The sequence below is a fragment of the Variovorax sp. 679 genome (assembly GCF_003952185.1).
Classification (GTDB): domain Bacteria; phylum Pseudomonadota; class Gammaproteobacteria; order Burkholderiales; family Burkholderiaceae_C; genus Variovorax.
In genome coordinates, this window is record NZ_RXFS01000008.1 from 63,017 (window position 1) to 79,762 (window position 16,746).

The following is a 16,746-nucleotide window of genomic DNA, read 5'->3' on the forward strand; positions in this document are numbered from 1 at the left end:
AAAATGTGTCGGCCATGAGCGAAACCATCGAAAAAGCAGCTCCCTCCAAGTCTGCCGAGGGCCCCGGGAGCGAGCACTATGCACGCCTGCTGCAGGGCATGGCGCATGCCGTGGCGGCCAAAGGCTACGCGGAAACGACCATTGCCGACATCGTGCGCGAAGCGGCCGTGTCGCGCCGCACTTTCTACGAGCACTTCAGCACCAAGACCGAATGCCTGATCGCGCTCTATGAAACCGCCAGCCGCCTCGGCCTGCAGGCGGTGAGCGAGGCCTTCGATCCGGCACAGCCGTGGCATGCGCAGGTGGAGCAGGCGATGACTGCGTATTTCGATTACCTCGCGCAAGACCCGGTGCTGTTGCGCACGCTGTTCGTCGAGATCCTCGGGCTCGGCATGCCGGGCCTCGTGGTGCGGCGCCGGGTGAACGACGAGATCGCCAATTTCATCCAGGTCGCCATCAACACCAGCAGCAACGGCAGCACGGATGGGCCGGCGGTGCATCTCACGAGCGAGATGGCGATGACGGTGGTGGGCGGCATCAACGAACTGGTGCTGCAGGCCATCGAGCAGGACCGCGCTGGCGATCTGCGCGAGCTGGTAGCGCCCGCCACGCGGCTGGTGCGCGCCGTGGCGGCGGAGAGCCGGCGCTAGGCGCGCTTCGGCGTCGTGGCCACGAGCCGCAACGTCAGCAGCCCTGCGAGAGTCAGCGACAGCAACACGCCGAGATGGGGCAGCACGTCATGCAGCGGCGCTCCCATCTGATTGAGGCGCAGCGAGGCCTGGATGCCTGCTGTGCTCGGGAAGAGCCAGCGCAGCGCCTGCAACGGCTCCGGCAAGGCCTCCACAGGCCACGAGAAGCCCGAGAGAAAGGCCATGGGCAGGGCAGTGAACAGCAGCACCTGCAGGGCCCGCTCGCGGTCGCGGAACCAGCAGCCCAGCAAGAGGCCCAGCGTGCAGATCGCCGGCACGCAGAACGCCAGCAGCACCAGCGCCCCCCACGGATTGCCGCCGCGCGGATAGTCCTGCAGGAAGAACACCCAGCCGAAGTAGAAGACGCCGCTCAGGAAGCCGAAGCCCGAGAGCGCCCCAAGCCGGCCCAGCCACGCCCCCATCGAAGCCCGCAGCCGCCCCGCTTCGGCCCAAGTGCCGGCCAGCATCGCCACGCCCATCAGCAGCGTCTGCTGCAGGATCAGCAGGGCCACGGCTGGCACCACGTAGCTGCCATAGCCCTCGGTCGGATTGAACAGTGCGACGAGCTGCGTGTTCAGCGGGCTACGGCTGCGCGCGGCCTGTATCGCGCTTTGACCGCCGGCCTGCAGCTTGCGGATCTCGACGCCCGCCGACACCGTGCCCACGGCCTCCGAGAAGCCGTACAGCACCGCCTTGTTCAGCAGCGCATAGGCGCCGTTGCCTTCGATGGTGACAACGGCCGAAGTGCCACGCAGCACGTTGCGCTTCAGGTCGGCCGGCAGCAGCGCATAGCCTTCGATCTCGCCGCGCCACAGCGCCCGCTGCGCTTCGCCCACGTCGCCCGTGACCATGCGCACGTCGATCCGTGGATTGGCCAATGCGAAGCGCGTGATCTGCCGGGACAGCGCCGTGTGGTCCTGGTCGACCACCGCCACCGGCACGCGCGTCACGGCCTGCGTGCCATAGGGCCACGGATAGAAGAAGCCATAGATGATCGGCGCGAGCAGCATGATCAACAGCACGCCCTTGTCGCGCAGCACGGCGAGCGCGGTTTCGCGCCATGCGCTGCCGAAGCGGAGCGGTTCGCTGCCGGTCATCGCCCACCCCAGCTGTCGGGTGCCCCGGCGGCGCGCACCAGCGCTGCGGCGGTGGCTGCGAGCAGCGTGCCCGTGCCCAGCACCATCCAGAGCGGCGTGGCCGCCGAATAAGCCACCGGCGCGCCCATCTGCAGCTGCTCCATCTGCACGCGGATGTAGTGCGTGTAGGGCAGCAGGTTGGCCCAGACCTGCGCCAGCACGGGCATTGCGACCAGCGGAAAACCCACGCCGCCGAACGCGAAGGCTGGCGCCGTGATGAAGCCCGTGGCCGACAGGGCAGTGCGCAGCGAACGCGTCAGCGCCGCCACGAAGCCCCCCAGCGCGATCGATAGCGCCAGGAAAACCCACAGCGCGAACAGCGTCCACCCGAGTGAGCCGACCGGATGCCACCCACGGCCCGCGGTGATCCACAGCATCGCCGCAAGAGCCACCGTCGAGAGGCTCGCGAACGGCAGCACCAGCTTGCCCGCCAGCGCGGCCAGCGCTTCATGCCATTGCGGCGTGGCGCCGAGCCATCCGCCGATGCTGCGGTCGCGCAGCTCGCGGCCCACGGCCCATGCGCCGGCCGTCATCGCAAGGATGTGCAGCAGCGCCGGAATCAGCGCCGCACCCAGGAACTGCTCGTAGTCGGTCGAGGTGTTGAACAGTGCCACCATGCTGGCCTTGATCGGCTCCATGCTCACGCGCGCCGCCTTCATCGACTCGCCGCGCTTGTTGCGCACCGCGAGCTCGACCCCGCCGGAAACGGTGGCCACGGCGGTGCGCACATCGCGCTGGATCAGGCTCGAATGCGTGCCGAGCTGCGCGTTGTGCAGCAGCACGACCTGGCCGACGCGGCCCTGCTTCACGTCGCGGCTCAGCTCGCGCGGCAGCTGTACCGCCGCATCGACCGCGCCGCTGGTCAGCGCGCGCGCCATCTCGCCTTCGTCGCTGTAGCGCTGCGCCACGCGCAGGCCGGGCGTGGCGTCCAGGAAGCGCACCAGCTGCCGCGAGAGGGAGGAATGGTCCTGGTCGAGCACGCCGATCGGCAGCCGCTCTGGCAGGCCCGCCGAGAAGATCCACCAGATCAGGAACACCGCGAGCAGCGGCACCCACGAGATCATGGCCAGGTCCCACGGGCGCGTGCGCAGCAGCGCGAACTCGCGCCGTGCGCTGGCGGTGGAGAAGCCGCGCAGGCTCATTGCGAACGGGCTCAGTCCACCAGCACGCTCATGCCGGGCCGCGCGCCCTCGATGGGCTTGAGCGGGCGGGCGCGGACCTCGAAGGTGCGCACGTCGAAGCCGGTGCCGCCGCGCGTGGCGCGCCATGTTGCGAAGTCGGGCAGCACGGCGCTGTAGTAGACCTTGAAGCGGGCCGTGCGCTTGCCCTCGGGCAGCGCGGGCAGGTGCGCATCGAATTCGTTGCCGAGCGCGAAGCGGGCGAGCCGGTCCTCGCGCACGTTCAGCACCACCCACTGGTCGCTCAGGTCGACCACCGTGACCACCGCCACGCCCTGCGGCGACAGCTCGCCGACCTTGGCCAGCACCTTGGCCACTTCGCCGCCCACCGGGCTGCGCAGCTCGGTCTCGGCCTTGGCGGCTTCGGCCTCGGCCACCACGCCCGCGACCTGGCGCGCCTGCGCGCTGGCGGCGGCCTTGTCCTCGGGGCGGGCACCGGTGCGGGCCATGTCGTACTGCGCCTTCGCCGCGATGGCCGCGTCGCGCGAGGCTTTCCAATTGGCTTCGGCCTCGTCGCGCTTCTGGTCGGCCACAAGGCCTTCGCGCGCCAGTCCGTCGACGCGACGGAACGAGGTCTGCGCGAGCTGCGCCGCGGTCTCGGCACGTTGCCATTGCATGCGCGCCATCTCGACTTCCTGCGGACGCGCGCCGTTCTGCGCCTTCTCGGAAACTGCCTGAGCGGCCTGCTCGGCGGCGGTGGCCTGCGCCAGCTTGGCGCGCACCTCGGGGCTGTCCATGCGCACCAGCACCGCGCCGGCCTGGATGCGGTCGCCTTCCTTCACCGGCACCTCGGCAATGCGCGCCGTCACCTTGCCGGCAACGTCGGTCTCGCGTGCCTCCATCTGGCCCTGGAACACCTCGGGCGCCGGCTGCGACGCGCGCCAGAAGCCCCAGACAAGCACCGCCAGCACGAGCAGGGCGGCAAATATCGCGATCAGTTTTCGGGTCTTGGCACTCATCATCAATTCACCTTCACGTCGGCACGCGCGATGTAGTCGGAAAACCTGTCGGAAAGCCCCGCACTCTCGAGCAGCTGCGCGAGCGCCTGCACGTAGTCGTTGGCGGCTTGCGCGCGTTCGGTCAGCACCTTGGCCTGGTTGGTCTCGGCATCGATCAGGTCGAGCGTGGTGCTCGTGCCTTCGCGCAGGCCGGAGGTCCTCAGCTTTACCACCTCCTGGGCCAGTTCGACAGAGGCTTTCATCTCGAGGTACTGGCGGCGCGCGTTCTCCAGCGCGCGCCAGTTGCGCTCGACCAGCAGCGAGATGTCGCTGCGCGCCTGAGCATCGGTGCGTTCGGCCTGCTCGACCTGCTTGAGCGAGGCGGCCGACAGCGCATTGCGGTCGACCGAGTCGTACAGCGTCCAGCGCACGCCCACGCCGGCCACCCAGTCGGCATTGCCGCTCTTGAGCTCGCGCGTGCCGAAGGCGATCACCTGCGGGCGGCGCAGCGCCTCTTCGCCTTCGTGCAGCTGCTCGGCCTGCGACTTCTTGGCCGCGACCTTGCCCAGGCCCGGGTGCCGCGTGAGCGCCGAGTCGATGAAGTAGCCCAGCGGTTCGATCGGCGTGCTGATGAGGAAGAGCGGCGTCTGCGGCGCCACGCTGCCGTCGGCGCGCACCGTGCGGGCCAATGCCACGGAGGCGAGCGCCGCGTCGTTCTCGGCCTTGCGCGCGTTGCGGCGCGCCTCTTCATACGCTGCGCTGGCTTGCAGCCGTTCCACGCGCGAGATCACGCCGGCAGCGAGCATCTTTTGCGCCGCCGAATCGTGCTGCGCGATCGTGCGCTCTGCCTGCAGGCGCAGTGTTGCCGCGCGCCGGGCGAGCTGGGCGCCGAAGTAACGCTGCACGAGCAGGGTGTCGACCTCGTGGCCGGCCTGTTCGGCGTCGGCCTGCGCTTCGCGCGTCTGGGCCGACACGAAGCCGCGCACCGCGTCGGTCGCGCCGCCGACGTAGAGCGGCCACACGGCCGAGATCGAGGCGTTGGCGCCGGTGTCGTGGCGGTTCAGCGTGTAGCTGTTGGGCAACTGCGGAATCGGCACGCGCGAGATCACGCTCTGGATGGACGACGGCAGCGCCGAGCCGAGCTGCCCGAGCTTCTGGTTGAGCGGGTCGAGGTCGAGATTCAGGTTCGCGTTGTAGGCATAGGCCAGACCCGAGACGCTGACCGACGGACCGCCCAGGCCCTTGAGGCCCTGGCTCTGCAGTTCCTTCGATTCGACGGCTGCGCGGGCTGCGGCCAGCTTGTCGGAACGGTCGATCATGCGGGCACGGGCCGCGTCGAAACTCAGCGAAAGTGCGTTGTCGCCGGCGGTCTGGGCCTGCACGGCGGCCGCGCTGCCCAGGGCGAGCAGGGCTGGGAGGAGGCGCAACAGGAAAGGGCTGGTGGCGCGGTCTCGTGTCATCGTTTCAGGCGGTCTTGCGCAGCAGGGCATCGAGCTCCTGCTGCAGGATCACGGGGAACGCGGCCTGCACCGCGCCGGTGGCGAGTCCTCGCGCCTGCTCGAGCAGCTGGGCCGTGCGCTGGGCGTCGATGGTGTCGCCGCTCAGCAGGCTGTCGGCCAGCGTGCGCAGCCAGTGGCGCGCCACCGTGCGCAGCGTGCGGGCCATGGTCTCCTGCATGCCGATCACTTCTTCCAGCGGCAGGCCGAGCGCCGCGAGCTGCTCGGCGATCTGCCCGAGCGCGGGGCTGAGCATCTGCACCTGGCCGTCCGGCAGCTCGCGCATGAGGCCGGCCTTGGTGGCCCGCGCGAGCAGGGCGGGCGTCATCTGGCCTTTCCACTTGGCGGCGAGGGCGCTGGCGGGCACCACCACCGGCTCTTCTTCGGCGAAGAGGCTGCCTGAGACGGAGCGCGCCACGGCCACCAGGTCGCGCCACGCCGAGGCCGGCGCGCGCCCGAAGATGCGGCGGATGGCGTCGATGCCGAAGCCCTGGTCGCGCAGTTCGCGGATCAGCGCCAGGCGCTGCGCGTGCTCGTCGCCGTACAGGCCGAGGCGCCCGCGCAGCCTGGGCGGCGGCAGCAGCCCGGCGGTGGTGTAGGCGCGGATGTTGCGCACCGTCACGCCGGTGTGCGCGGCGAGTCCCTCGATGGAGAGTTCCTGGACGGCTTCGGTGACGGTAGCGGTGTTCATGTGACGGGCCGAATGTTACATCACCAATGTCACATGGAAGAAGCCGCTGGTTCAGACCTGGATCGTCGGCTTGTAGTCCGCCGGCAGCACTTCGTTCCACTTGCCGAAGAGCGCCATCAGCCCGACGGCCACCGTGCCCGACAGCAAAACCACACCGCAGGCATGCGCCCAGCCGTTGTCGAAGGCGCCGAACATCACGGCGCGGAAGGCCTGCACCACCCAGCTGAAAGGCAGCCAGCCGTGCACGTCGCGGAAGAAGCCGGCCGAGAGCTCCACCGGCAGCACGCCGCCGCCGGCCGACAGCTGCAGCGTCAGCAGCAGCACGGTGAGGATGCGGCCGAAGTCGCCGAACACGTGCAGGATCGCGAACAGCACCACCAGGAACACCAGCGAGGCCAGCGCCATCGTGAGCGCCAGCGCCGGCACGTCCGGCGCCTGCACCCGCAGCACGCCCACCAGCGTGGCCAGCACCAGCGCCACCTGCAGCAGCACGATCAGCGCCGGCATGGTGATCTTGCCCAGCGTCTTCGCGAGCTTCGGATAGTGGCTGTGGTCCGACAGCACGATGCGGATGTTGAACAGGTAGCCCGCCATCACGGCGCCGATCCACAGCGCCACCGACACCATGTTGGGCACGAAGGCGCTGCCGTTGTTGGCCACCGGCGCCACCACCTCGACCTTGGGCTCCACCGAGTCGGCCAGCCCCGAGGCGCTGCCCTGGATGCGGGTGATCGAGGCGGGCAGGGCGGCCTCGATGGTGCGCACGCCGGTCGACAGGCGCTCCGCACCCTGGGCTAGCTGCGCGCCGCCTTGCACGAATTCGTCGAGTTTCCTGTCGGGCGGCAGCTTGCCGGACATGGTGTGGATGCCCGCCGACAGCGCGCCCATGCCGTCGGTGAGCTTGCCGACGCCGCCGTCTAGCGCGGTGGCGCCGGCCGCGAGCTTGTGGTTGCCGTCCTGCGCCTTGGTCATGGCGGCCTGTGCCTGGTCGATGCCGCCGCGCAGCTTGTCCGCACCGGCGGCGAGTTCGGCCGCTCCCTTGGAGATCCGGTCGCCCACGAAGGGGATGTCGGCGGTGTCCTTCTGCATCCTGCGAGCGCCATCACCGAGCTGGCCGGCGCCGCCTTCGAGCTGGGCGAGCCCGTCGCCGATCTGCGCGAGCCCGCTGCCGAGTTCGCGCTGGCCCGAGGCGAGCTGCTGCGAGCCGGCCTTCAGCGCTCGCAGGTCCGCGTCGGCCGGCAGCTTCGATTCGATGGTGCGGATCCCGCCGTTGACCTGCTTGAACCCGCTGCCCACCTGCTGTGCCGCTGCGCTGTACTGGGCGGCGCCGCTGGCCAGCGTCTGGCTGCCGTCGCGCAGCTCCAGCAGGGCCTGCTTGAGCTTGTCGAGCCGTGCCTGCGAGCCGGAGGCCGCGCTCAGCACCAGCCCCCAGCGCTGCTCGTTGAGCATCTCGTTGACCTGGTGTCCCAGCTCGCCCGCGAAACGCCGCGCCAGGCCGGCCGAACTGTAGTTGTTGCCCTCGGAGGTGTAGACCACCAGCTGCCCCGCGCCGCGCTGCGTGCCGGGCACCGCGTTGGCGCTGAAGTCGGCGGGAATCAGCAGCGCGAAAGCCAGCGTGCCGCGCCGCACCTCGGCGCGCGCGGCCTCGGTGTCGGTCATCGCGCGGAAACCGAAGGCGCGCTTCTCGAGAAGGGAGCGCGTGAGCTCTTCGCCGACGTTGACCGTGCGCGACATGTACGTCACGCCCTGGTCCAGGTTCACGATGGCGGCGGGCAGGTCGGCCGTGTGGCCGGCCGGGTCCCACACGCTCGTGAGGTAGATCAGCGCATAGATCGCCGGCACCACGCCGACCGCCACCACGGCCAGCAGGATGCGCGGAAAGCGCCGCACGATGGCCAGCTCGGCCCGGGCGATGGCCCAGGTGCCGGCGAACAGGGCGTGGAGGTATCGCATGGGGCTAGGAGGTCTGCAGAAGCGCCATGGCGTTGAAACGGCAGAGGACGCGTCGATCAGCCCGGCTTTCGCTGCGCGGGGTCGTAGAAGAACTGCTCTTCGGCGATGCGGTCGCCTTCCCAGCGTTGCCAGGCGATCTCCTCCATGCGCATCTTGCCGCCGCCCTTGAACGTGAACTCGAAGATCCAGTGGATGGCCACGTGGTCGCCGTTCACCAGCACCGGCCGCACGCAGGTGGAGACCACCGATTCGGTGCGCTCCAGCACTGCGCTCTCCTGTGCCACCAGCGTGCTGCGGCCGCGCCGCGGCTCGGCCTGGTTCTCGCGCATGGTGGCATCTTCGGTGTAGTAGTCCTCGATGGCCTTGGCATGCGCGCCGCCTTCGACGGCGGCGATGAATGATTCGAGTCGTTCGGGTGTGGGCATCTTTCAGTGATCCATGGCGCAACGCGCCTCCTGCGGCAAATGAGGTTCGAGCAGATCGTGCGCGAGACACCGCGGAGCCGGCTCTGCCGGTCCGCAGGTGTCGCCCCCGGCGAGGGGGGTGGCGAAGCGACACGAAGTGCGCGAAGCCTGGGGGAGTGTCATGTCATGACTTTACTTTGACTTCGACGCGGCGCGCCTCGGCGGGCGGTCCGTCGGCCTGCGACTGCTCCGGCTTGGCCAGCTCGATCTTGTCGGCGGGCGCGCCGGCAGCCTTGAGCGCATCGCTCACGGCCATCGCACGCTGCTTGGCGAGTTCGGCGTTCTTCGCCGGGTCGCCGCTGGCGTCGTGGTAGCCGCTCACGAGCACGGTGCTGCCGCTCTGCACGGCCTTGATGACGTCGGCCAGCGCCTCCTTGGCGTTGGGCGCCACGTCGGAGCTGGCACTCGCGAAGTAGAACTTCACGACGCCGTTCTCGACCTTCACCGCGGTGGCCTCGGCGGCCGATACCGCGCCCGAGGCGACCACCGCCGCAGGCGTCGACGGCGCCATGGCCGCAGGTGCCGTGGCGGCCGGCGGCGTCTCGACCTTCGCCGGTGCCGCAGCCGCCGCATCGCCAGCGTGGAACTTCACCACCAGCGGCACGATGAGCAGCGCCACGATGTTGATGATCTTGATCAGCGGGTTCACGGCGGGGCCGGCCGTGTCCTTGTACGGGTCGCCCACGGTGTCGCCGGTGACGGCGGCCTTGTGCGTCTCGCTGCCCTTGCCGCCGAAGTGGCCGTCCTCGATGTACTTCTTGGCGTTGTCCCAGGCGCCGCCGCCGGTACACATGCTGATGGCGACGAACAGGCCCGTGACGATGGTGCCCATCAGCAGCCCGCCCAGCGCCTTCGGCCCGAGCACCAGGCCGACGATGATCGGCACCAGCACCGGCAGCAGCGAGGGAATCATCATTTCCTTGATGGCCGCGCCGGTCAGCATGCCCACGGCCTTGCCGTACTCGGGCTTGCCGGTGCCTTCCATGATGCCGGGGATGTCCCGGAACTGGCGGCGCACTTCCTCCACCACCGCGCCGGCCGCACGGCCCACGGCTTCCATGGCCATTGCGCCGAACAGGTAGGGGATCAAGCCGCCGATGAAGAGGCCGACGATCACCATCGGGTCGCTCAGGTTGAAGCTGATCGCCTGGCCGAAGCTCTCCAGCTTGTGCGTGTAGTCGGCGAAGAGCACCAGCGAGGCCAGGCCGGCCGAGCCGATGGCGTAGCCCTTGGTGACGGCCTTGGTGGTGTTGCCGACCGCGTCGAGCGGGTCGGTCACGGCGCGCACGCTGTCGGGCAACTCGCTCATCTCGGCGATGCCGCCGGCGTTGTCGGTGATGGGGCCGTAGGCGTCGAGCGCAACCACGATGCCGGCCATGCTCAGCATCGACGTGGCGGCCACCGCGATTCCGTAGAGGCCCGCCAGCGAATACGAAGCCAGGATCGCGATGCAGACGAAGATCACCGGCCAGGCGGTGGAGCGCATCGACACGCCGAGGCCCGCGATGATGTTGGTGCCGTGGCCGGTGGTCGAGGCCTGCGCGATGTGCTGCACGGGCTTGTACTGTGTGCCGGTGTAGTACTCGGTGATCCACACCAGTGCGGCCGTCAGCGCGAGGCCGACGAAGCAGGCGCCGAACAGCTTGAGCTGGCTGCCGCTCGCCGCGACCGCGTTGTCCGGAATCAGCCAGCTGGTGACGAACCAGAAGGCGATCAGCGACAGGATGCCCGCCACCGCCAGGCCCTTGTAGAGCGCCGGCATCACGTTGACCATGCCCGGCGAGGCCTTGACGAAGAAGCAGCCGATGATCGACGCGATGATCGACACACCGCCCAGCGCCAGCGGATACAGCACGGCGTTGGTCGGCGCCGCGGTGACCATCAGCGCGCCCAGCACCATGGTGGCGATGAGCGTCACGGCGTAGGTCTCGAACAGGTCGGCCGCCATGCCGGCGCAGTCGCCAACGTTGTCGCCCACGTTGTCGGCGATCACGGCGGGGTTGCGCGGGTCGTCCTCGGGGATGCCGGCTTCCACCTTGCCCACCAGGTCGGCGCCGACGTCGGCGCCCTTGGTGAAGATGCCGCCGCCCAGCCGCGCAAAGATGGAGATCAGCGACGAGCCGAAGGCAAAGCCGATCAGCGGGTTGAGGATGGCCGCCAGGCCGTGGCCCGCCGTCGGCGTGCCGCTGCTTGCCAGTACCCAGTAGAAGACCGACACGCCCAACAGGCCCAAGCCCACCACCAACATGCCGGTGATGGCGCCGCCGCGGAACGCGACGTCGAGCGCCGGGCCGATGCCTTGTGTTGCCGCCTGCGCGGTGCGCACATTGGCGCGCACCGACACATTCATGCCGATGAAGCCGCAGGCGCCCGAGAGCACCGCGCCCACGATGAAGCCGACAGCGGTGGTCAGATCGAGAAAGATGGCGATGAGGATGGCGAGCACCACGCCGACGATGGCAATGGTGCTGTACTGCTTGGCGAGGTAGGCGGAGGCGCCGGCCTGGATGGCCGCCGCGATCTCCTGCATGCGGGCGTTGCCGGCATCCTTCGCGAGAATCCAACTTCGGGCCCAGAAACCGTAGGCCACGGCCACGAGACCGCAGACGATGGCCAGTATCAGGGGGGTGTTGCCGATCATGCTTTGCTTCTCCATTCGTTCGTTGTGACTTGTGGAGACGGACAGCATGGGCCCTGCGTGCAACGCGTACGGGACCATGTTTTCCGCCGCGTTGCTTCCTCGAAGCTCACTGCACCGGGGGTGCGGAGCCGATTGGCCAACGGTTGCAATTTACAGGCAAAAACAGATGCGTGTGCGACCGGCCGGTGACACGGAAAGTAAACTCCGGGTTTGTCCCCATCCGTCTCATACTTTTCAACTACTCGAAAAACGTCATGTCCTTCGACAAAGTTTCCCCCGGCAAGAACGTGCCCGAATCCTTCAACGTCGTGATCGAAATCCCGATGAATGCCGACCCGATCAAGTACGAAGTGGACAAGGAATCCGGCGCGATCTTCGTCGACCGCTTCATGACGACGGCCATGTACTACCCGGCCAACTACGGCTACGTGCCGCAGACCCTGTCGGGCGACGGCGACCCGGTCGACGTGCTGGTGATCGCGCCCTATCCGCTGCTGCCGGGCGTGGTGGTGCCGTGCCGTCCCCTGGGCATCCTGATGATGGAAGACGAAGCAGGCGTCGACGGCAAGGTGCTGGCCGTGCCCACCGACAAGGTGCTGCCCATCTACAGCCACTGGAAGTCGGTCGACGACGTGAACCCGATGCGTCTGAAGGCCATCAGCCACTTCTTCGAGCACTACAAGGACCTGGAAGAGGGCAAGTGGGTCAAGGTGCTGGGCTGGGAAGGCATCGACGCCGCCAGGAAGGAAATCCTGGACGGCATCGCCAACTACAAGAAGTAACTTATTCGTTCTCGAAGGGCGAGCGGCGCGGGTCGCGCGCGAAGCTGCCGGCCAGCGATGGTGCGCAGCCCGGCGTGTCCGAGACCGTGATGCGGTCGGTGTCGAACTGGAGGGTGCGGGTGCAACGCCCGCCCTCCTGCACCACGAGGCGCCGCTGCCCGTCGAGCACGTTCTTGCCCTGCAGCAGCATGTTGCCGCGCGGATCGGGGCAGACGTAGAGCTGGATGTCCAGCGTGCCGCCCACCTCGGGCGTCACATCGAGGAAGCGGTCGTCCTTCGGGCACCGGCCCTCCACATAGCGGCCCATCCATTGCAGCAGCGGGTGGCTCAGGTAGGTGATGCGCCGCTCGTAGTCCCGTTTCAGGCATTCGGTGTCGCCCCGGCATTCGCGGTTGCGCACGACGAGCCAGTCGCGCTGGTCGCGCTTCAGGAAGGTGGCCCACTGGCCAGTGCCGGGCATCTCGACCTGCCGCTTGTAGAGCGCGGCCATGGCTTCGTCCTGCCGCGAGAGGCCGGGGTCGGCGCAGATCGCCTTCTCGGTGGCATTGCCGGCCTTTGAGCAATCGAAGCTGGCGGCAATGGCCAGCGGGCCGGCGGCAATGAAGCAGAGTGCCGTGACGGATCGGCGTATGAATGTCTGCATGCGGGGTTCTCCTCGAAGCCGATGCTAGGAGAGTGCCGGTACGCCGTCGATGTGCCAAACGGTCAAGGGCGCTATGCCCTTGGGCAGAGGTGACTCAGCTGCGGACGGCGTCGCTGGCCAGCCGCATCCACTCGCGATTGACCGAACGTGCATGCGAGTTCCAGTGGCGCGCGGCCTGCTGGAGTTCGTCCCACTGGCGCTGGGCGCCGGCGGCGTCGCCTTGCTGCGCGAGCCACGCGATGTAGTGGGCGCGGGCCTCGACGGTGTTGTAGCGGCTCAGTGCGTCCTCGAAGGCTGCGCGTGCTTCCGGCTGCCGGCCGTCGGAGGCGAGTGCGCGTGCGGTGAGCACGGCGACTTCGTCCTTGCGGTAGTCGTCGCGCGTGCTGCGCAGGGCTTGCAGCGCCTGCAATGCCTCGCGGCCGGCAGTCGCTCCGCCCGCTGCCAGCAAGGCGCTGGCGAGGCCGAACTGCAGTTCCGGATCGGAGGCCAGCGGGCCCTTCAGCGCATCGCGGTAGTGGCCGACGGCATCGGCGGCCTGGCCCTTGTCGAGCGCGGCCTTGGCGAGGCGCAGCTTGTTCTGCGCGGTGGGCGCGAGATCGTAGGCCTCGGTAGCCGCACGGTACTCGCGCTCGGGGTCGATGAAGCCGATGGCTGCGTTCGCCACCTTGCCGGCGGTGCGCTGCATGCGCGAGGCGGGCAGGTACTCGACCACGAAGTACACGATGCTGCCGAGCAGCGGAAAGCTGAAGAGGATGAGCAGCCAGTACATCTGCTTGCCGTGGCGCATCGCATGCACGGCGAAGAACAGCGCAATGAGGACGTGCAGCCCCAGTCCGACGAATGGCATCGAGTTCTCTCTCTCTCTGAGTTGTTGTGGATGTCGGGCGCTTTTATAGCAGCGCCGAATTGCAGCTCAACCTGACTTGAAGGGGCTGCGCTCGCCGAGATGATCCATGTAGTTCTCGATGCCTGCGCCCTCGCGTTCGAGAAAGCGCTCGACCGCGTCGGCGAACGACGGATGTGCCAGCCAGTGGGCGCTGGTGGTCTTCACCGGCATCAGCGCGCGCGCCATCTTGTGCTCGCCCTGCGCACCGCCCTCGAAGCGCTGGGCGCCGTGCTCGATGCACCAGGCCAGCGGCTGGTAGTAGCAGGCCTCGAAGTGCAGGCAGTCGACACGCTCCAGTGCTCCCCAGTAGCGGCCATAGGCGACGAGTGGCCTGTCAGGCTGCGTCGAGAGCGCGATCAGGCTGCTTGCCATGGGCTTGCCGTTGCGCTCGGCGACGAACAGCAGCCAGGCCTCGGGCATCGTGTCGGCCATGCGCCGGAAGAAGTCGCGCGTGAGGTAGGGCGGGTTGCCGTGCTCGCGGTAGGTGCGCTCGTAGCAGCGGTAGAAGAAGTCCCAATCGGCCTTCGATATGTCGGCACCGCGCGACCAGCGGAAGCTCACGCCGGCATCGGCCACCTTGCGGCGCTCCTGGCGGATCTTCTTGCGCTTGTCGTGGGAGAGGCTGGCGAGGAAGGCGTCGAAGTCTGCGTACTGTGCGTTGGTCCAGTGGAACTGGACTGTGTTGCGCAGCATCAGGCCCGCTTCGGTGCAGGCGGCAATGTCCGCATCGGCACCGAACAGCAGGTGCAGCGACGACAGCTCCAGCTGCTTGCACAGGGCAATGAGCCCTTGCACCAGCAATGTGCGGCTTTCGGCATCGCGCGCAAGTAGCCGTGCCCCGGGCACGGGCGTGAAAGGCACCGCCACCGTGGCCTTCGGGTAATAGGCCAGCCCGTGCTGCTCGTAGGCGTTGGCCCAGGCCCAGTCGAAGACGTACTCGCCGTAGGAATGGTCCTTGACGTAGAGCGGGCATGCGGCCTGCAACTCGTCGCCTTGCCAGAGCGTGACGAACTGCGGCATCCATCCGCTCTCCGGCGTGGCGCTGCGGCTGGCGTTCAGCGCGGCGAGGTACTCGTGGCGCATGAACGGCGAGGGCTCGGCCTCGGCGGCGAGCAGCGCGTTCCACGCTTCCGGGCTCACGTCCGACGGAGACGGCAGAACCCGAATGACATAATCGTTCAAGCCTTTTTCTTCCTTCTGTATGACGCTCAAGCTCGCCATCGCGCAACTCAATTTTGTGGTGGGCGACCTCGCCGGCAACGCGAAAAAGATCGTCGATGCCGCGCGCAATGCCCATGCACAGGGCGCGCGCCTCTTGCTGACGCCTGAACTCTCGATTGCCGGCTATGCGGCGGAGGACCTGTTTCTCCGACCTGCCTTCACCGAAGCCTGTGATGATGCCGTGAAAGGCATCGCTGCCGCTCTGGCCGACCTCAAAGACATGGTCGTGGTGGTGGGGCATCCGACCGGCGGCAGCCTGCGCAGCCGATCGGTGGCCGTGCAGATGCGGCACAACGCGGCCAGCGTCATCAAGGAAGGCCGCATCCTCGAAACGTATGCCAAGCGCGAACTGCCCAACTACCAGGTGTTCGACGAGCGCCGTTACTTCACGCCGGGGCAGGGCACCTGCGTGTTCGAGGTGGGCGGCATCTCGGTCGGCCTGCTGATCTGCGAGGACGCCTGGTTCGACCAGCCGGCCGAACTGGCGCGCGAAAGCGGCGCCGAGGTGCTGGCAGTGATCAATGCGTCGCCCTACCACGTGGGCAAGGAAGGCGAGCGCGTTGCGCGCATGGCCGACCGGGCGCGTGCGGTGGGGCTGCCGCTGGTCTATGCGCATCTGGTGGGCGGGCAGGACGAAGTGGTGTTCGACGGCGCGTCGTTCGCGCTGCAGGCCGATGGCTCCGCTGCCGTGCAGGCAGAGAGCTTCAGGGAGAAGCTGGTTTTCGCGCAGCTGGAGCGCACGCCGCAGGGCGGCGTGGGCTTCGTGACCGAGCCGGGTGCCATCGTGCCGCCGCGCGACGCGGAGGCGCAGCTCTGGGACGCCCTTGTGCTGGGCGTGCGCGACTACATCGGCAAGAACGGTTTTCCGGGCGCCATCCTGGGGCTTTCGGGCGGTATCGATTCCGCATTGGTGCTTGCCATCGCGGTCGATGCACTGGGCAAGGACAAGGTTCGCGCAGTGATGATGCCTTCGCCTTACACAGCCGACATCAGCTGGATCGATGCACGCGACATGGCCGGCCGTTTGGGCGTGCGCTACGACGAGATTTCCATCAAGCACACCTTCGAGTCCTTCAAGAGCGCGCTGGCCGAGGAGTTCAAGGGCCGGCCCGAGGACACGGCGGAGGAAAACATCCAGGCCCGCATCCGTGGCACGCTGCTGATGGGGCTGTCGAACAAGTTCGGCTCCATCGTGCTCACCACCGGCAACAAGAGCGAAATGGCCACGGGTTACTGCACGCTCTACGGCGACATGGCGGGCGGCTTCGCGGTCATCAAGGACCTGCTCAAGACCACTGTTTTCGCGTTGGCGCGCTGGCGCAATGCCCACGATCCGTACGGCACGGGCTCCGAGCCGATCCCCGAGCGGATCATCACGCGGCCACCTAGCGCCGAACTGCGGCCGGACCAGACCGACCAGGACAGCCTCCCGCCCTACGACATCCTCGACGGCATCCTGGCACGCTACATGCAGGACGACGAGGGCATCGACGAGATCATTTCAGCCGGCTACGAACGCGCTGTGGTCGAGCGGGTCGCGCGGCTGATCAAGATCAATGAATACAAGCGGCGCCAGGCGCCGGTAGGAATCCGGGTCACCCATCGAAGCTTCGGCAAGGATTGGCGTTACCCTATCACCAGCAAATTCAACGAAACCGCCGGAGCACGAAAACCATGAAGCAGATCACCGCCATCGTCAAACCCTTCAAGCTCGAGGACGTGCGCGAGGCCTTGGCCGAAGTGGGTGTCACCGGCCTGACCGTGACCGAAGTCAAGGGCTTCGGCCGCCAGAAGGGGCATACCGAGCTCTATCGCGGGGCCGAGTACGTGGTCGACTTCCTGCCCAAGATGAAGGTCGAAGTGGTCGTCAACGAGGCCGATGTGGAGCGTTGCATCGAGGCCATCGTCAGTTCCGCGCGCACCGGAAAGATCGGTGACGGGAAGATCTTCGTTACCGGGGTGGAGCGCATCGTGCGCATCCGCACTGGGGAAGAGAACGAGAACGCCGTCTGAGTACAAGAAAGAAAG

At 68.0% G+C, this 16,746-nt stretch carries 15 protein-coding genes; 4 read left to right on the plus strand and 11 right to left on the minus strand.

Annotation, left to right across the window (positions count from 1 at the left end; translation table 11 throughout):
- The first annotated feature begins 14 nt into the window (after nt 1-14).
- Complete coding sequence (locus tag EJO71_RS21170) at nt 15-650, plus strand: TetR/AcrR family transcriptional regulator (RefSeq protein ID WP_125950642.1); 636 nt, start codon at nt 15-17, stop codon at nt 648-650.
- Here EJO71_RS21170 and EJO71_RS21175 read toward each other — a convergent pair.
- From EJO71_RS21175 to EJO71_RS21210, 8 genes are all read right to left on the minus strand, one after another.
- Nucleotides 647-1,786, minus strand: a complete 1,140-nt coding sequence (locus EJO71_RS21175; protein ID WP_125950643.1) for an ABC transporter permease — start codon at nt 1,784-1,786, stop codon at nt 647-649. The genes EJO71_RS21170 and EJO71_RS21175 overlap by 4 nt on opposite strands.
- The gene (locus tag EJO71_RS21180) at nt 1,783-2,967 is read right to left on the minus strand and encodes an ABC transporter permease (RefSeq protein ID WP_125950644.1); all 1,185 of its coding nucleotides are present in this window, start codon (nt 2,965-2,967) and stop codon (nt 1,783-1,785) included. The genes EJO71_RS21175 and EJO71_RS21180 overlap by 4 nt, the downstream gene beginning before the upstream one ends.
- Before the next feature lie 11 nt (nt 2,968-2,978).
- The gene (locus EJO71_RS21185; protein ID WP_125950645.1) at nt 2,979-3,965 is read right to left on the minus strand and encodes an efflux RND transporter periplasmic adaptor subunit; all 987 of its coding nucleotides are present in this window, start codon (nt 3,963-3,965) and stop codon (nt 2,979-2,981) included.
- Nucleotides 3,965-5,401: a TolC family protein gene (locus tag EJO71_RS21190; RefSeq protein ID WP_125950646.1), complete on the minus strand. Its 1,437-nt coding sequence runs from the start codon at nt 5,399-5,401 to the stop codon at nt 3,965-3,967. The genes EJO71_RS21185 and EJO71_RS21190 overlap by 1 nt, the downstream gene beginning before the upstream one ends.
- A gap of 4 nt (nt 5,402-5,405) precedes the next feature.
- Entirely contained in the window at nt 5,406-6,128 is a 723-nt protein-coding gene (locus tag EJO71_RS21195) for a MerR family transcriptional regulator (protein ID WP_125950647.1), read from the minus strand.
- Between the two features lie 51 nt (nt 6,129-6,179).
- A complete protein-coding gene (locus tag EJO71_RS21200; protein ID WP_125950648.1) occupies nt 6,180-8,081 on the minus strand; it encodes a YhgE/Pip domain-containing protein in 1,902 nt (633 codons plus the stop codon).
- A gap of 56 nt (nt 8,082-8,137) precedes the next feature.
- Nucleotides 8,138-8,506 carry a nuclear transport factor 2 family protein gene (locus EJO71_RS21205; RefSeq protein WP_125950649.1) on the minus strand — a complete coding sequence of 123 codons (369 nt, stop codon included), beginning with the start codon at nt 8,504-8,506 and terminating at the stop codon, nt 8,138-8,140.
- Nucleotides 8,507-8,669: 163 nt separating this feature from the next.
- Nucleotides 8,670-11,186 carry a sodium-translocating pyrophosphatase gene (locus EJO71_RS21210; RefSeq protein ID WP_125950650.1) on the minus strand — a complete coding sequence of 839 codons (2,517 nt, stop codon included), beginning with the start codon at nt 11,184-11,186 and terminating at the stop codon, nt 8,670-8,672.
- A gap of 254 nt (nt 11,187-11,440) precedes the next feature.
- Here EJO71_RS21210 and ppa point away from each other — a divergent pair, with 254 nt between their 5' ends.
- On the plus strand, nt 11,441-11,968 hold the full coding sequence (gene ppa / locus EJO71_RS21215) for an inorganic diphosphatase (protein WP_125950651.1): 528 nt from the start codon (nt 11,441-11,443) through the stop codon (nt 11,966-11,968).
- A gap of 1 nt (nt 11,969) precedes the next feature.
- On the opposite strand, the gene EJO71_RS34400 is transcribed toward ppa, so the two are convergent.
- From EJO71_RS34400 to EJO71_RS21230, 3 genes are all read right to left on the minus strand, one after another.
- A complete protein-coding gene (locus tag EJO71_RS34400) occupies nt 11,970-12,611 on the minus strand; it encodes a lysozyme inhibitor LprI family protein (protein ID WP_164546870.1) in 642 nt (213 codons plus the stop codon).
- 94 nt (nt 12,612-12,705) lie between these two features.
- Nucleotides 12,706-13,458, minus strand: coding sequence for a hypothetical protein (locus EJO71_RS21225; protein ID WP_125950652.1), 753 nt, complete (start codon nt 13,456-13,458; stop codon nt 12,706-12,708).
- Between the two features lie 66 nt (nt 13,459-13,524).
- Nucleotides 13,525-14,679, minus strand: a complete 1,155-nt coding sequence (locus EJO71_RS21230; protein ID WP_125950653.1) for a GNAT family N-acetyltransferase — start codon at nt 14,677-14,679, stop codon at nt 13,525-13,527.
- A 19-nt stretch (nt 14,680-14,698) separates the two neighbouring features.
- Between EJO71_RS21230 and EJO71_RS21235 the strand changes: the two genes are divergently transcribed.
- Together EJO71_RS21235 and EJO71_RS21240 are read left to right on the plus strand one after the other, a co-directional pair.
- Entirely contained in the window at nt 14,699-16,396 is a 1,698-nt protein-coding gene (locus EJO71_RS21235) for an NAD+ synthase (RefSeq protein WP_125950654.1), read from the plus strand.
- Nucleotides 16,393-16,731 (plus strand): P-II family nitrogen regulator, encoded by a 339-nt coding sequence (locus EJO71_RS21240; protein WP_093054409.1) that lies wholly within the window; start codon nt 16,393-16,395, stop codon nt 16,729-16,731. The genes EJO71_RS21235 and EJO71_RS21240 overlap by 4 nt, the downstream gene beginning before the upstream one ends.
- The last annotated feature ends 15 nt before the right edge of the window (nt 16,732-16,746 follow it).